The organism is Shewanella algae, from assembly GCF_009183365.2.
Lineage (GTDB): Bacteria > Pseudomonadota > Gammaproteobacteria > Enterobacterales > Shewanellaceae > Shewanella > Shewanella algae.
This window is the reverse complement of the sequence record NZ_CP068230.1, coordinates 4,164,896-4,179,951: the sequence shown is the minus strand read 5'-3', so window position 1 is coordinate 4,179,951 and position 15,056 is coordinate 4,164,896. Positions and strand designations below refer to the sequence as shown.

Genomic DNA, 15,056 nt, shown 5'->3' with positions numbered 1-15,056 from the left:
CGGAAGCGCGATTCTAACAGGATTGCCCCGGCTTTAAAAAACGAGGGTCAAAAATTTTCAAAAAATTTTGACCTTTCCCCTTGGAAGTGCCAAATCCGGCCCCATATAAGCCAACATCAAGCGGCTAAAGCCTGTTGGCCTGGCCGTCTTTTACATAAACCATGAACCGCCTCATATTGGGCAAAAATCATTAGGAGAATCCATAGATGAATATTCGTCCATTACATGACCGCGTGATCGTCAAACGCCTGGAAGTTGAAAGCACTTCGGCCGGTGGCATCGTACTGACCGGCAGCGCAGCCGAAAAGTCTACCCGTGGTGAAGTACTGGCTGTTGGCAATGGCCGCATCCTCGAAAACGGTGACATTAAGCCATTGGACGTGAAGGTAGGTGACGTAGTGATCTTCAACGAAGGTTACGGTGTCAAGAAAGAGAAGATTGACGGTGAAGAAGTCCTGATCCTGTCAGAAGCTGACCTGATGGCCGTAGTGGAATAAGCCACTCGAACCATTGAAAACCTTCCAAAGTAATCGAAAAATTTAAGGATAATCAACATGGCAGCTAAAGAAGTAAAATTTGGCAATGACGCTCGCGTAAAAATGCTGGCGGGCGTAAATGTTCTGGCTAACGCAGTAAAAGTGACTCTGGGCCCTAAAGGCCGCAACGTTGTTCTGGAAAAGAGCTTCGGTGCACCACTGATCACCAAAGACGGTGTTTCAGTCGCCAAAGAGATTGAACTGGAAGACAAGTTTGAAAACATGGGCGCGCAAATGGTTAAGGAAGTTGCTTCCAAGGCCAACGACGCTGCCGGTGACGGTACCACTACCGCCACAGTACTGGCCCAGGCTATCGTGACCGAAGGTCTGAAAGCCGTTGCCGCCGGTATGAACCCAATGGATCTGAAGCGCGGTATCGACAAGGCTGTAATCGCCGCCGTTGCCGAGCTGAAAGCCCTGTCTCAGGATTGCTCCGACTCCAAGTCTATCGCTCAGGTAGGTACCATCTCTGCCAACTCTGACGAGTCTATCGGTGAAATCATCGCCACCGCGATGGAAAAAGTGGGCAAAGAAGGCGTGATCACAGTTGAAGAAGGTCAGGCGCTGGAAAACGAACTGGACGTAGTTGAAGGTATGCAGTTCGACCGCGGTTACCTGTCTCCTTACTTCATCAACAAGGCTGAAACCGGCTCTGTTGAACTGGACAACCCATTCATCCTGCTGGTTGACAAGAAGATCTCCAACATCCGTGAGCTGCTGCCTATCCTCGAAGGCCTGGCCAAGACAGGCAAGCCACTGCTGATTGTTGCCGAAGACGTTGAAGGCGAAGCCCTGGCGACTCTGGTTGTCAACAACATGCGCGGTATCGTTAAAGTGGCTGCCGTTAAGGCGCCTGGTTTCGGTGACCGTCGTAAGGCCATGCTGCAGGATATCGCTATCCTGACCGGTGGTACTGTTATCGCCGAAGAAATCGGCCTGGAGCTGGAAAAAGCCACTCTGGAAGACCTGGGTACCGCCAAGCGTGTGGTTATCACCAAAGACAACACCACCATCATTGATGGCAGCGGTGAAGAGTCTCAAATTCAAGCCCGTGTTGCCCAGATCAAGCAACAGGTTGAAGAATCGACTTCCGACTACGACAAAGAAAAACTGCAAGAGCGTATGGCCAAGCTGGCCGGCGGTGTTGCGGTAATCAAAGTCGGTGCCGCTACCGAAGTGGAAATGAAAGAGAAGAAAGCCCGCGTTGAAGATGCGCTGCACGCTACCCGCGCCGCCGTTGAAGAAGGTGTGGTTCCTGGGGGCGGTGTTGCCCTGGTTCGCGTTGCCTCCAAGATTGGTGAGCTGGACGTGAGCAACGAAGATCAGAAGCACGGTGTGGTTATCGCCCTGCGCGCCATGGAAGCCCCACTGCGCCAGATTGCCACCAACGCAGGTGAAGAAGCCTCTGTTGTCGCCAACAACGTCAAGAACGGCAGCGGTAACTATGGTTACAACGCCGGTAACGACACTTACGGCGACATGCTGGAAATGGGTATCCTGGATCCAACCAAGGTTACTCGTTCTGCGCTGCAGTTCGCGGCCTCTGTAGCCGGTCTGATGATCACCACCGAAGCCATGGTAGCCGAGCTGCCAAAGGAAGAGGCTGCGCCTGATATGGGCGGTATGGGTGGTATGGGCGGAATGGGCGGCATGATGTAATTCTAGCTGGTTAAAATCGTCTATAGCGGCGTTATCTTGCCACTCGTTTAGTTCACTAAACGTCGCGGCAAGATGCCTGGCTCTAAAACGATTTTTCCTGCGCTAGACGCAATGTCGGTCAGAAGCTCAGAAGCTTAGCACCTTAAAAAAGAAAGCCCCGATGCCAAAGGTATCGGGGCTTTTGTTTATTCCGGGAAAGGAAAAGGCCCGTGCCTCGAACGCGGGCCTTTTCCATCTCAGTGGTTTCTGCCGAGGGCGGGGGATTGGTTTGGGTTTGGAATGGCTTCCGGCTGATTGTGCCACTCATTGCCTGCCGCAGGCCTTATGCATATGCACCTCAGTGACACGCTGTGAATACACCCTTGTAAGCTCGGCGCCAACATCCATGTTGGCGACGGTCACTGATGCGCATATGCCGGGTGATTTGGTGCAATCTGCGGGTGAAGTGTTTTGGCTGTCCTCACTCTTTCCTTGATGATTTGTTCTTCGGTGTAACGTTTCTTCATGTTGAGATCTCCATTGGCTCTAGTGTATTGGAAATCTCATCAATGTCATGGTCTTAAATTCGGGGGAAAGGTCACTCTAATAATTATTTCGAGTAGTATTGTCTATATACTATTGGGCTCACTTTTGGTCTTTTGCAAAAAGCCTTGTTGATAACATCAATTAGACTGATGATTTCATTTTCAATGAGCCAATAGTCGTTTTTTGGATATTGCTCAATTTCAATTCCAAGTTTTGCAAATGCACTTTTCATTCTCTGCTGATGTTCATGATGTCTGAATGGGCCTTTAGATGCTTTTTGAGCATTGTTGTTCGTTTTGTTAATTTCATCATTAATTTTTTTTAGGCTGGTAATGTACTCATCAGATACCGAAACTGAACCATGAATAGACTCTTTAAATATTAGATTGTACCAGTCAAAAGTATTTATAGAGGAAATATCAATTCTTTCTCTTTTGTTGAGTTCTAACGTTAGATAGTCGGAGAATATCTTAAAGTGAGATATATGTATGTTTAGTGCATTTGTTGAAGATGTATTCTTGAATGTAAGTGCAGCCACAACAATTCCAAGCGCTGTTGCAATAGCACTTAATGTCTGTGCTGATGAAGTGAATAGCGTTAATGTATTCTTGTAGTATTTCCCTGCTCTCTCTATACATTCTTCATTGAAACATAGTTCAGCTTTATAATATCCATTGTCAATATTTGTAAGTATTGCCGATATTATTGTAAGTATTGTTATTATAATGAAACATACTATTACGGCGTATATCAATCTAGAAGTCAGTTTTTGAGTGTTCATCTGGCTTTATATTCTTTAGTTTCTTTCTTATGTATTTTGTAAAGTTAAGGTAATCTTTTTTTCTTGATAGAACATTAAGTCTCTCTTGCAGTCGGAAGTAACGAGTGCGATAACCTTTAGTTTTATACTTTATTCTGTAGTCTTTTATTAGGCGAATAAACATTTGTTTGGCACGTTTTTTGTCTCGTACTGAAGGTAAAGGCAGAATCTTCTGAAGTATGACAAGGAACTCTTTGTGTTTTTCGTGATTTACACGTTTTAGCTTATTTACTCTGCCCATGCAGCGAGCGTAGTCGCTTCGATAATCATGGGTTAAGCGGTAGCCGGGTTGGCTTGCAAGAATCGTCAAATTATGGACGGAAGCTCTAATACGTTTGACTTCATTTGATGGGAACCTTGGTTCTTTAAAATTAACTCTAACACCATGAACAGTTAAAGGCTCTGTAGAAAGGTGGCAAACCTTTGTTTTGGAAGTATTAATTGGTAAGTCTAATTCTTGTAGCATATTTGCTATCAAGTTAGTCGTCATAGAAAAGTCAAAGTTTGATATTTTTGATGACACAGTGATGTCATCCATTAATCTAGTATAAGTTAAATTTTTTCTCGCCAACCTATTGACTAGTTTATGCTCTATATTCCAAAGAATTAAACAGGCGATATAACTTGACGTCAATCCGCCCTGAACTACATGATTTTCTTTGCAACATAGCTTCGCCAGTATATCAGCAACATCATCTCCACATTTAAAGAAGTGAATAAACATACTCCGAACATGATCAATATGGATGTTATCGAAGAAGTCTTTTATGTCCATTTTTAAAAGACTTTTAGCACCACAGTGTTGAGCTGCGCAGGATATATAGTCTTTTCTTTCCACTTCATTATTTTTATTAATGGTATTGGGAAGAGAGCCAAATATATAACTTGGCCATAAAACTATTTTTTTGAATATATTATTGTTTATTCTCCGCTGAGCTCTTCTTATTAATGGGTGTGGTCGATATACCGAACGTAATTCTCCATTTTGTTTAGGAACTTGCTTTACATGGTACTTTTTAGATTCTGGTATTTCTAATGCGGTAGTAATATCTTGTTGAGTAAGGCCTAGGGTTTTTTCGAGAGCTCTGATGGAGGCAATTACGTTGGGTGTGTTTAACGAGGGCTCGATGATGGTCATCATAGTTTATCCAAAGATATTAAAGGCCTGACCATGCTCATACTCCAGAGCACAATATATTGTTGTTACATTCATCGGCTGGTGTTCGGTTACTGCCAACAATATATTAAGGTCAGGCCTAATGAGGTTCTACTCTAGCTTGCGACGAGGAGAACCAATGGGAGGGTGTGGGCCTCCGCACATACCATCTGTTGACAACAGACGGCGCTCCATATTAGAGCTAAGACCGAACACCATCATTTCCAACTGCAGTAAACTAAGCGGAACGCTAGTGCGGTGCAGATGATAATGCAATCAACATTTGGAGTAAAGCACTGATATAAAATAAATCAATTTCTATTCGGTTAATACTTTTTCTGGTCAGTGTTTCTGAAGATAGCATTATTTATCATAGTATTCGCGTTATTGATAGTAGCGGGTAGGGTTAACTCTTTCAAAGTTCGTCTCGTCTCCATCAATACGGCCTAAGGGGATTAGATAAGGGGCTTATCGAAGCAACCCCATTTCCCCGGTGTGGTGTGGAACACCACAATTCTTACCAAACGCAGCTTGGCGCATGGTTGCAATTGGATGGGGATGGCTACCGCAGTGAATTCTAGCTATCCCAGAGCGTACTGAACCTGATTAAATTTCAATAAAAACAACACTAAAGCTATCAATTTGTGGCAGGCAAAACCTTAGTCTGGGTCACAAGTTGCACAGCGGTTAAAGTGGCTTGGGTCAGAGAGGGTTTGAGGTGAGGTGTTGAAAGCTTATCCTTGCCTTTTGCCTGCTCGGGTGAGAGCGGTTGCCATCCCTGATTGTTTTCTTGTACTTTAACTGGCACTTAACTATTGCTTTTCATTGGTTTTTTGTTAAAAGCCCAGCCAATCCTACAATATTGCAGCGGTGAAAAACAAGCTTTACCGCATGGGGTTTTGTTGTGCTGTTTTAGCCCAAGTAGCCCGCTTGTATGTGACAGAGCCATCTTTCCGGCTGTCTCGGCAGCGCCGTCGCCGTGCTTGCTGTGGTGGCAATTCTGCCTGCGGCGATTATCGCCGGTATGTTCCCACAGTAGCTAACAAGGCTATTTCAGTGCCTTAAAAGTGTAACAAACTACACTTTTAAGGTGTTTTCGGCTGGAATGAATGAAAAAGTGTATTTAAGTACACTTTTTCATTGGGCTCGCTAAATCAGCTTTTCAGTGAACTGGCACTCTTGGCAATTGAGAGTGTAAGTCTCGGCCCGCTTTTGTACTCGGGTGTTTTTACTTTGGCACTGAGGGCAGCTTTGTTTCATCGGGGTATTCTTGCTGCACTGGTGACACTTGATGTAGTAGCCAAACTTGCCGTACATAGGAATGTAGTTGCTCGATTCACCACAATGTTTGCAACTTAACCTTGCTGTTAATGCTGCCGCAAGGGGCTGGGCTTGGTAGTCTGCAGCGCGTCTTTCCTGTATCTGTGTATGCCTTTCTTCTATTTCTGCTTGGACTTGCGTCGCAACTGTACTGGTTGATGTTTCAGCGTTGGTTAGGGGAGTGCCGGTTTCCTGCTGAGAGGGGCTACTGATATCCTGCGCTATCAAGAAGTCGCAAATTGATTTGAGTTCATCTTGGCTGAAATCGGGCCGGGTATCGCTGAAGTTTACCAAGCGCATAAAACTGCTTTTGAGGTTCATCACCTCATTGAGTTTGTCGACCAAAAACTCCGTTTTGACCAGCTTTTGTGAGATCTCGCTGGGCATAGTGTCACGGTTGATAATGGCGTCGCTCGAGACTGCGCAGAGATGATCCCAGACGCGTAGCTTAAAGCCCTGCTGTTTGATACCCAGTAATTTCCCGAGAATTTCTCGTTTGTGATGGGTCAGGAGTTGCAGCAACAGCGCCTGTTGCAGTTCCACCTGTTTCAGTGGCGAGGCTATGCCAAACCACTGGTTTTGGTGGCTACGGGTCCATTCGCCCTGTTGGTTGACGTTGACGCGACCCTTAATACTCTTGGATTCAATTAACACGAAGCCATAGGTATAGATGATCAGGTGATCTATCTGGGCGGTTTCGCCGTTAAAGTTGAACTTAAAGTCGTTGATGACCATGACCTGTGGATGGTCTTTGAAGGCACGACGCAAAAAGAAGGCGACGTCCTGTTCCTGCTTTTGCCCGGCGTAGGCTTGGGGAGACTGCGTAACTTGGAGTGATTTACTTTTTAGAATCATTTATCAACTGCATCCATTCACTGCTCAATAATGAGCAACTTGATAATGGCCCAGTGTATCTTATTTGGCCTGAGTGCCAAAGTGTCTGTAATTGAAGTTGAGTGCGGCACTGGTGATTGAGCGTGCTTGGTTTTTCACCGGCTTCAATCAATAATGCGGCCTTTCGTTTTCCCGCAGGGGCGCGGTTATTTGGCCGGCGTTTGAGTTGCCGGGATAAAACTATTTGTAGGGATACAAAATATGAATCAAGAGCTTGGCCCGATTTTGTTTATTGTCACCCCAAAACCACCTCCTATGGAGGTGGTGATCGTCAAGTCGGGGCTCAGCCCGAAGAGTGCCCATGCTGCATACTGACTCGGTTTGTTACCTGCAAATCAAGGAGTAAGCAGTATGAGCCGATATGAAAGTGCATCGCACGTCTTCTATCGCTGTCAGTATCACATTGTATGGAAGCCAAAGTATGGCCGAGTTGGGCAGGAGGTTTGTCGCAGTATTTATATCTATAGCGGCATGAAGAGGTGTCGGATAGTAGAGCTAAATGTCCTGATAGACCATGTTCACTTATTGGTGAGACTTCCGCCAAGCTTGAGTGTCTTCAGTGGGAGCAAACGAAGAGATCATTCGTCGATATGTAAGGTATCAACAGAAAGTAGAGGCAGAGGAATCTATCGGTCAGCTCAAGCTTGGTTTGGATGGGTGATTCTTTTAGCCCCCTTCTAGGGGGCTGTTCAAAGCCACCTGCTATGCAGGTGGATTTTTTACTGTGGTGCTGCTGGCGCTGACCCTGGGAGTTATGTGGCTGGTTGAGACGCGGCGTAAGCCGACCATGATGCAGGGCTGGTTGGATAAGCAGGGCAGCGAGCGCTTGTTTACCTACTGGGATGCGCCCAGCGCGGCAATTTATGCAGAAGGCGAACCACGGCACTATCGGCGTTTGCTTGAGGCTTGGCAAGGGTTGACGCCGCTTGAGGCCTGGTTTCAACATAACCTCAGCCGTATCGGGGTAACGCCTGTGGGATCCACTGTGGGCAGTGCCAAGCGTTGGTGTCTTAGGGCTTGGCAGAAACAGCAGGACCCGGCGGCGGCCTATTATCTGGGGATGATGCAGCTGATGGGGTTGGGAGGCAAACTCGAATACCGCTCGGCGCTTGAGCTGTTTACCGCGGCGGAGCAGGGCGGCATTGCCAACGCCATTACCGCCCGCGGGCTGATGTTGCTGCGAGAACCCACCAATTGCGAAGATTGGCCGATTGAGCCTCCCGAGCAGCAGCGCTTTGCCGAGGCCGTCGCCTGTTTCCGGCAGGGGCTTGAACATGGAGATAAGCTGGCGGCCTTGAATCTGGGCTACTGTTTGGAGCATGGCATAGGCATAGCGGCCGATACCGAGGCTGCCATCGACAGCTATCTGATGGCGGCAAGACAAGGTGAGCCCGCTGCCCAGTATCGTTTGTCCATGCTGTTTGCAGCCAGGGGCGATTTGGCCGAGGCCTATGTCTGGGCCAGTGTTGCCAGCCAGTGCTCCGAATCTGATATTGCCGTGGCGCGCAGCCGCAATATTGAGGCCATGCTGGAGCAGAGCCTGCGCCATCCGGCCCGTCAGAAGGCGGCGTTGTTTACCCTTGAAATCGTGGCGCCGCGAATGCAGGCATTGGCCAAGAATATGGATTTGCTCAAGGTGGTGTAACTGGTAGGCCCAGCTGAGTGGACTCAACCGACTGATCTAAATGAGAGGGGCTAAATGAGAGGGCTAAATGAGAGGAGTCTGCTGAGTGAGCCGCAGTGACAGATAGGAAGCAGGCCCGAGCGCCAATCCCGGCTCCCGGCCTGTTCCTTTACCTAAGCTTTAGTCGAGCGGAATAAACTTTTCGCCTTTAAAGCTTCTTCGCGGATTGCCCCGCTGCAGTTCCCAGTGTTGTTGCCAACGCTGTTGCTCTTCCCGGTTCATCTGCTCTTGCTTCAGCGCCTCCAGCTTTTGAAACAGCAAGGCCGTTGCCAGGCGTTTGTTGGCATGTTGGCTGCGCTCGGTTTCAACCCGCACCGACAGGCCGCTGGCGATATGGGTCGCGCGGATGGCCGAGTCTGTGGTGTTCACGTGCTGCCCTCCGGCGCCCGAGGCGCGGCAGGCCTGAAAGTGGATTTGCTTATCCAGAGCCTTGTCATTGACCTCAAACATCTGGCCGCTGAAGAACCAGTTTTTGCGTTTATGCCCGGGCCTGAAGCGGCTTTGGCAGCTCCAGAGCATGGCTCCCTGCCAAGCCAGCGCCAAGTGCTTGGCCCTGGCTTCGTCATTGGCATTGAGTTGCAGCAAGGCCGACTTGAAGCAGGCGACGCCGGTTTTAGCGTTTGCCTGAGTCACCTCCAACAACTCGCAGCCTATGCCTTGCGCCTGACACTCCCGCTCTATGGTTTGCACCGCCAGGGCCACAGCGCGGCAGCATTCAATCGGGCCGGTTCCGGCCGACAGTTGCAGCAGTATCATCAGCAGCACTCCCCGTTGGTTTTGAAGGTCAGCACAGGGCGCAGCCTGGCAACAACCTCAATCAAACCGGCATCGACCATATCGCCAACCACAGTCGCACATTTTTTGTAGGCCTGGGGCGCTTCGTCATACAGCAGTGTCTTGTTACCGCAGATCACCCGGCTTCCCAGGGCGGTGAGGTAGAGATCTTCACGGCTGAACTTGTGCGCCAGGCGGCCCTGACACTCGCCGCGCTGCCATTTTCTCCCGGCACCATGAGCCAGGGAAAACAGGCTGATGTCGGCGGCATCGCCCGCAGCGGCGCAGGGTTTCACCAGATAGCTGTAGTCGCCGCGGGATCCCGGGATCACCACAACACCCTTATCGCTCGGGGTGGCGCCTTTTCGGTGCAGCCAGCCTTGGGTTCCGTTTATGCACTTGGGGGATACCAGATTGTGGTTCACATCCAACACCGAGCTGCCAGAGCTGTTGATCGCTTCCAGGAAGCGACAGGCTATCAGCTCGCGGTTCAACTCGGCCCAGCGTAGCGCCTCATCGTGTTTGGCCAGATAGTCGCTGAACTCGCTATCTTCCGGACTCAGGCCTTGGTGGCTGTGGCGGCGGATATGTTCCTGCAAAATTGCCTGCCCCAGGCCTCTGGAGCCGGAATGCACCAGCAGTTGCAGATAGCGGCTGTCCAGCCCCAGCTCTTGCAGCGCCGCCTGGTCATAGACAGTTTCTATCGCCTGAAACTCGGCAAAATGGTTACCGGCACCTATGGTGCCAAGCGCCTGGTCAAAGCCTGTGATGGCTATGCTTTTTTCCCGCTTGCGCTCGGCAATTGTTTGCGCCCAGGTTTCATCCAGAGGCTGTTCTATCTGTTTGAACTTGTTCGCCATCTTATCCAGCTTGACCTTGGATAGCTTCAGCGAGCTCTGCCACAGTGACATGCCGCAGCCAATGTCGTTGCCGACCAAGGCGGGATAGATTCTGTTGACGGCAAAAAACGCCGCACCAATGGGATAGCCTCTGCCGGGGTGCAGGTCCGGCATTCCTGCCACGTGCTGCATACAGGCCAATTCAGAGGTTTTTATCAGTTGTTGTATTGCCAGCCCTTCTACCCAGGTTTCTTTGGATGCAATCAGGCTGACGCTTTCAGTAAGTTTTTGGACGGATCTGCCCATAGACCAATTCCTTTAAACAGGATTTAAACGATAAACGTATTGGCAGGCCAGTTGACCGAAGCGATAGCTTTACTTGAAAGCTATGAAATCAGTGGATAGCTTTCTGCTATTTAGCGGACAAGACCTGCAAAGGAGGTTGATGTGTTTTGCATGATGTTTTCTCCTCTACAGTGAATGAATGGTGAGCGATGCGGGCGCATAGTAATCAGTTTGCCACCATAAGGCAAATATAAATTCAATCACTTAGCTTTATTTGCCGCCGAGCGCCCATGGCAAGTGCGCCAGGTTGGGATTGCGGCCGGGGCAGCCGACCGCAGAAAGAGGCTACTGTTTCAGGCCATGATTTAAAGTCATGATTTAACGCCATGATTTGAAACCACACCAAGAATCCGAGATTGAGCTTTTACTTGCCGGGTTAAGGCAGCGGTTGGCGGGGCTTGGCCTTGTCACTTTTGCTGTGTGCCAGTTCAAGCACTTGTTCAAAGTCCAGACCATTAATCTTTTGCCCTATCAGGCCGAAGTCCATCTGGCCGTTGCGATCCGAGTGGTTCAGTGCTGCCAATGGGGTGTCGAACTCAGCCAGTTGGATTGCCAACAAGGCCATGACAAATTCCTGCTTGTCATGGGAGTTCAGCTGCGCCATGAGTCTGATGACATCCTGTTGGGTTGACTCTGCACTGCTGCCGTCGAAGACTATGGTGTTTGGGGTAGTACTGCAGGCCATCAGGCCGGTCAAAACGATAGCGATTATTATATTCTTCATGAGCTAACTTCCGTTTTTTTCGGTGTTCTACTTCCGTGCTGGCTTGTGATCGCCCTGTGGCATTCTCTCGAAGCGCCGCTGGTCTGGGGTACAGTTCCGGCCAACAGCAGTGTCAAGGGCACAGGCTCGGCAGAAGCGAATAATAAATTAAACCGCGACTCTAACAGTTTGAGATCAAAATTTTTTGAGTCGAGTCAAACAATTGACATATAAAGGAAAGGTTTGATTTTTGTGAGGTGTCCCTGTTGCAACAGCCTTGGCCGCCCCTCTTCCTTGAGTCAATCTTTACAAACAGGTTACAGAATACCTCACCCTAAATAGGGCGACAAGTCATAGTGATCATTTATCCAACTTACCCAGATTGCAATCTTCACAAAGTATTTGCATGTTATTAATATCCAGCGCTTTGTGCGGGTACTTGCTGCGGGGCAAAATATGGTCAACATGCAGCACTATATTGTGTTCGGCTTTAGTGCGATTGCACTCTACACATTTGTGTTCGTGAGTTTGCAGCACCTGATATCTGAGTGCCAACCAGGCCCTGGATTGATAAAAGTTATCTATGGTTTTGGGCTCGAACTCGCTGAGCTGCTCCGGATGCTCAAAGGCGCGGTGGCCGAGTTCGGGGGAAAAGAAGCTGGCCTGAATATCGGCCTTGTCCTGATGCTTGCAGAGCCATTTCCAAATGCCGCGCAGGGCACCTTGCTCACTCTTGTAACGCCGGGTTCTTATGCTGTCTCCAGTGCGAAAAGTGACTTGGATTTCCAGTTCCATGGGCTTTTCTCCTGAGGGCAGGCTCTTGGTGGCCTGCCGGTATTGAGGCTTAGTTGAGTTCGTCCAACTGTTTGAGGATCTGCGTTTGTTTTTTGGAGAGCTTGATGACCTTCAACGCCTCCCAGAGGGCGATGGCCGAGCCTATGGCGATCAGCAGATAGCAGTTGATGGGGTTATTGAGCGCCGGGGCGAAGGCATCACCTTCGGCGACAACCAGGCCATAGAGTGCCAGGCCTATAAGCAACATACCGGGGGCCCCAAGCAGTTGAGTGATTACCAAAGAGCGCTTGACCTGAGCCAATTCAGCTTGCAGTTGAGTCTTCATAATGCCTCCTTTGAAGGGAAGGTATAACGCCGGCTGCGACAGCAGAGAAACGGCATTTCGTCAGTTATGCTCTGCTATAGCTGAATCTGCCCTGTTGCAAGCGGGAACTCAAGTGATATTTACCCGCTTGTCGCTTGAGTCTGCCTTTGAACTAATCCGGCAGCACTATGACTCCCAAGGGTTCCAGCAGTTGCTCCTGCTGCCAGGCACAGATCTTGACCCCTTCGAGGTTGACCCGTCTGGGATCGAGCCCATCCAGATCGGCAAAGGTCAGGTCACAGCCCCGCAGGTTTACCTGTTGCCAGCAGTCGCGGGAGAAGGTGCCGCGGCTGAGGTCGGAGCCCATCAAGGAAGCGCCGCTGAGGTTGGCATTGCTCCAGTTGTTTTCAAACAGCTCGCACTTTTCCAGGCATTGGCCGCTCAAATTGGCATAGGCCAGGTTGCAGCCTGAGATATAAGCCGAGCAGAAGTACATCTTATGGCTGATTTGATTGTAAAAACGGGCCCGGGAAAAATTGGCGCCCTTGAGATCGCACTCCCTGAACTCTATGCCAAAGCAGTTGGCACCGCTGAAATTGGCCAAAGACAGGCGGCAGGCCTTGAAACTGGCATCGCGCAGATCGGCATAGCTGAAGTGGCACCCTTCGACGGCGCCGCTTTCAATGAAACTGCAATCCTCGAAACTGGCATCCCTTAGCTGGCAATGGCTGAAGTCACACTGATAAAAGCGGCAGCGGCGAAAACGGCTGTCACTCAAATCCTGGCGTGAGAAATCCTCTTGCTGAAAAACTTTATCAATAATATCCATACGGCTTCCTTTAACCAGGGAGGGCGCTAACTCTCTTTGCTAGCTCTGCCTATGCAGACAAGCAGGGGTTTTGTTGGCGCCTTCCCAAAAACCTTTGCAGGCTAACATCGGCACTCTGGAATATCACTAAAAATAAAACCTTTAAAATCATGGTGTTGATAAGTGCTTAAATCGCGATTTTAAGGGGGGAAATCGACATTTTGAGAGCCTTTAAGTGTGTTCCATGCTCAAGGCGTCGTGAAAAATAATTCAAGCCCTTTACGGGCTGCTGACATGGCTTGCTGAATGCCAGGACTCCCGTTTCGAACGGTTTTTTTAAAAAGCATATTAATACAATAGCTTACTAAGCATTGAAACCCGGGTTTGTATATTGAGCCGCCTTTGACAACACTTAATAGATACTGTTGTCTCGGGGGATAGTTATGCGCTTGCTGTTTCCGCTATTGCTCTATTGTTGCAGCGTTCAGGCTGCCGTGGGGCTTGGTCAACTCAGATATCTCACGGAAGAGTATCCACCCTATAACTTCAGCCTGGATAATGGGGAAGTATCCGGATTTGCCACCGATGTGCTGCGGGCCGTTTGGCGGCGGACAGGTACAGAGCCCCAGACCATAGAACTTCTGCCCTGGGCCCGTGGTTACTATATGTTGGGGAGTCGCGATAACGTGGTGCTGTTTTCCACAACCCGTACTCAGGTGAGGGAACCGCTGTTTCAATGGGCCTGCAGCCTTGGCACCCTGGAGCTGAATCTCTATGCGCTCAAACGCTCAGCGCCTGCGCTGACCAAGTTGGAGGATGCCAAGCATTTGCTGGTGGCAACCGTCAGGGAAGATGTCGGCGAGCAGTTGCTGCTGAGCCAGGGTTTCGATCCGGCTTTTTTGGTACGTACCAGTAGCCTGGAGCAGGCAATCAAGGTGCTCAACAGCGGCCGGGCCAGCTTGCTGTCCAGCAATAGGTTAACCTTACTCAGCACTCTGCGACACGGGGGTTACGACCCCGAGATAATGCAGCCCTTGGTTAAGGTGAGTCACAGGCCCTTGTGCTTTGCCTTCAGTGCCAAGGTGCCGCATGAACTGGTAATGCGCTTTCAAGCTAACCTGGATCAGGTGTTGAACTCTGAAGAGGGCAAAAGTCTCAGAAAACAGTACTTTCACGGCGAGACCTTACTGAGCCTGCCCTAAGGAAGATGCGGGCAAGCCCCATGTGTGCTCTGCGTCGGCTTACAGGCTTGGATGCAAGGCTGTAAGCCGCAAATGGCCTTAGTCCTTTGCAAGAAGCACTTCCCTAAGAATGTGAGTTGCTTTGAAGACCCCTTTGCCAAGCTGAGGTAGACTGCAATTCTGTATTTGCAACGGAGTTGTTATGCAAGTCGTCAGCTTTACCGCCATAGGCCACGCCGAAACCCAGTACACAGAACTGGCCAATATGCCGATTCAGGGCAGCAAGGTCGCCGATAATCAAGGGGTTTTGGTGATCCATCCCGACTATGCCGAAGGGCTGGCGGACCTCGATGGTTTTTCCCATGTTTATGTGCTGTTTCACCTGCATCAATGCAAGCAGGGGGCGCTCAAGGTTAAACCGTTTCTCGATAACCAACTGCGCGGTGTGTTTGCTACCCGTTCCCCCAAGCGCCCCAATCCCATAGGCCTGTCGATACTGGAAATCGACCGGCTGGAGGGTAACCGCATTCATGTTAAGGGAATCGATATGCTCAACGGCACCCCCATCATAGATATCAAGCCTTATATTCAGGCATTTGATTGCGTGCAAAATACCCGTGATGGTTGGTATGAACAGGGCAAAGATCCGCTGCAAACCCTCTCTGACGACAGATTTGCCTGAAGTTATTAGAGCGCACGCTTTTATCGTTCGG

At 49.5% G+C, this 15,056-nt stretch carries 14 protein-coding genes and 1 pseudogene; 6 read left to right on the top strand and 9 right to left on the bottom strand.

Going from position 1 to position 15,056, the window contains the following annotated elements; all coding sequences use genetic code 11:
* Nucleotides 1–206 precede the first annotated feature (206 nt).
* Together E1N14_RS18675 and groL are read left to right on the top strand one after the other, a co-directional pair.
* A complete protein-coding gene (locus tag E1N14_RS18675; protein ID WP_025010152.1) occupies nucleotides 207–497 on the top strand; it encodes a co-chaperone GroES in 291 nt (96 codons plus the stop codon).
* Nucleotides 498–554: 57 nt separating this feature from the next.
* Complete coding sequence (gene groL, locus E1N14_RS18670; RefSeq protein ID WP_028780602.1) at nucleotides 555–2,195, top strand: chaperonin GroEL; 1,641 nt, start codon at nucleotides 555–557, stop codon at nucleotides 2,193–2,195.
* A gap of 589 nt (nucleotides 2,196–2,784) precedes the next feature.
* Here the strand turns inward: groL and E1N14_RS18665 are convergent.
* From E1N14_RS18665 to E1N14_RS18655, 3 genes are all read right to left on the bottom strand, one after another.
* On the bottom strand, nucleotides 2,785–3,501 hold the full coding sequence (locus E1N14_RS18665; RefSeq protein WP_025010151.1) for a retron Ec48 family effector membrane protein: 717 nt from the start codon (nucleotides 3,499–3,501) through the stop codon (nucleotides 2,785–2,787).
* Nucleotides 3,476–4,681 carry a reverse transcriptase family protein gene (locus tag E1N14_RS18660; RefSeq protein WP_037436847.1) on the bottom strand — a complete coding sequence of 402 codons (1,206 nt, stop codon included), beginning with the start codon at nucleotides 4,679–4,681 and terminating at the stop codon, nucleotides 3,476–3,478. The genes E1N14_RS18665 and E1N14_RS18660 overlap by 26 nt, the downstream gene beginning before the upstream one ends.
* Before the next feature lie 1,164 nt (nucleotides 4,682–5,845).
* The gene (locus tag E1N14_RS18655) at nucleotides 5,846–6,871 is read right to left on the bottom strand and encodes a nuclease-related domain-containing protein (protein ID WP_025010149.1); all 1,026 of its coding nucleotides are present in this window, start codon (nucleotides 6,869–6,871) and stop codon (nucleotides 5,846–5,848) included.
* Nucleotides 6,872–7,261: 390 nt separating this feature from the next.
* Between E1N14_RS18655 and E1N14_RS18650 the strand changes: the two are divergent.
* Nucleotides 7,262–7,571, top strand: a pseudogene (locus E1N14_RS18650) (transposase).
* A gap of 63 nt (nucleotides 7,572–7,634) precedes the next feature.
* Entirely contained in the window at nucleotides 7,635–8,555 is a 921-nt protein-coding gene (locus E1N14_RS18645) for a tetratricopeptide repeat protein (RefSeq protein ID WP_152134834.1), read from the top strand.
* Nucleotides 8,556–8,714: 159 nt separating this feature from the next.
* On the opposite strand, the gene prfH is transcribed toward E1N14_RS18645, so the two are convergent.
* The 6 genes from prfH to E1N14_RS18615 all read right to left on the bottom strand — a co-directional run bounded on the left by prfH (nucleotide 8,715) and on the right by E1N14_RS18615 (nucleotide 13,183).
* The gene (gene prfH / locus E1N14_RS18640) at nucleotides 8,715–9,350 is read right to left on the bottom strand and encodes a peptide chain release factor H (RefSeq protein ID WP_025011791.1); all 636 of its coding nucleotides are present in this window, start codon (nucleotides 9,348–9,350) and stop codon (nucleotides 8,715–8,717) included.
* Entirely contained in the window at nucleotides 9,350–10,513 is a 1,164-nt protein-coding gene (locus E1N14_RS18635; protein WP_025011792.1) for an RNA ligase RtcB family protein, read from the bottom strand. Before E1N14_RS18635 ends, prfH begins: the two co-directional genes overlap by 1 nt.
* A 415-nt stretch (nucleotides 10,514–10,928) precedes the next feature.
* Nucleotides 10,929–11,276: a hypothetical protein gene (locus E1N14_RS18630; protein ID WP_025011793.1), complete on the bottom strand. Its 348-nt coding sequence runs from the start codon at nucleotides 11,274–11,276 to the stop codon at nucleotides 10,929–10,931.
* Nucleotides 11,277–11,615: 339 nt separating this feature from the next.
* Nucleotides 11,616–12,050: an HNH endonuclease gene (locus E1N14_RS18625; RefSeq protein WP_025011794.1), complete on the bottom strand. Its 435-nt coding sequence runs from the start codon at nucleotides 12,048–12,050 to the stop codon at nucleotides 11,616–11,618.
* Between the two features lie 49 nt (nucleotides 12,051–12,099).
* Nucleotides 12,100–12,375 carry a hypothetical protein gene (locus tag E1N14_RS18620; protein ID WP_045283442.1) on the bottom strand — a complete coding sequence of 92 codons (276 nt, stop codon included), beginning with the start codon at nucleotides 12,373–12,375 and terminating at the stop codon, nucleotides 12,100–12,102.
* Between the two features lie 151 nt (nucleotides 12,376–12,526).
* The gene (locus E1N14_RS18615) at nucleotides 12,527–13,183 is read right to left on the bottom strand and encodes a quinolone resistance pentapeptide repeat protein QnrA3 (RefSeq protein ID WP_024266192.1); all 657 of its coding nucleotides are present in this window, start codon (nucleotides 13,181–13,183) and stop codon (nucleotides 12,527–12,529) included.
* A gap of 422 nt (nucleotides 13,184–13,605) precedes the next feature.
* On the opposite strand from E1N14_RS18615, the gene E1N14_RS18610 reads away from it, so the two are divergent.
* Together E1N14_RS18610 and tsaA are read left to right on the top strand one after the other, a co-directional pair.
* Nucleotides 13,606–14,364 carry a substrate-binding periplasmic protein gene (locus E1N14_RS18610; protein WP_025011796.1) on the top strand — a complete coding sequence of 253 codons (759 nt, stop codon included), beginning with the start codon at nucleotides 13,606–13,608 and terminating at the stop codon, nucleotides 14,362–14,364.
* 181 nt (nucleotides 14,365–14,545) lie between these two features.
* On the top strand, nucleotides 14,546–15,025 hold the full coding sequence (gene tsaA / locus E1N14_RS18605) for a tRNA (N6-threonylcarbamoyladenosine(37)-N6)-methyltransferase TrmO (protein WP_020442393.1): 480 nt from the start codon (nucleotides 14,546–14,548) through the stop codon (nucleotides 15,023–15,025).
* Nucleotides 15,026–15,056 lie beyond the last annotated feature (31 nt).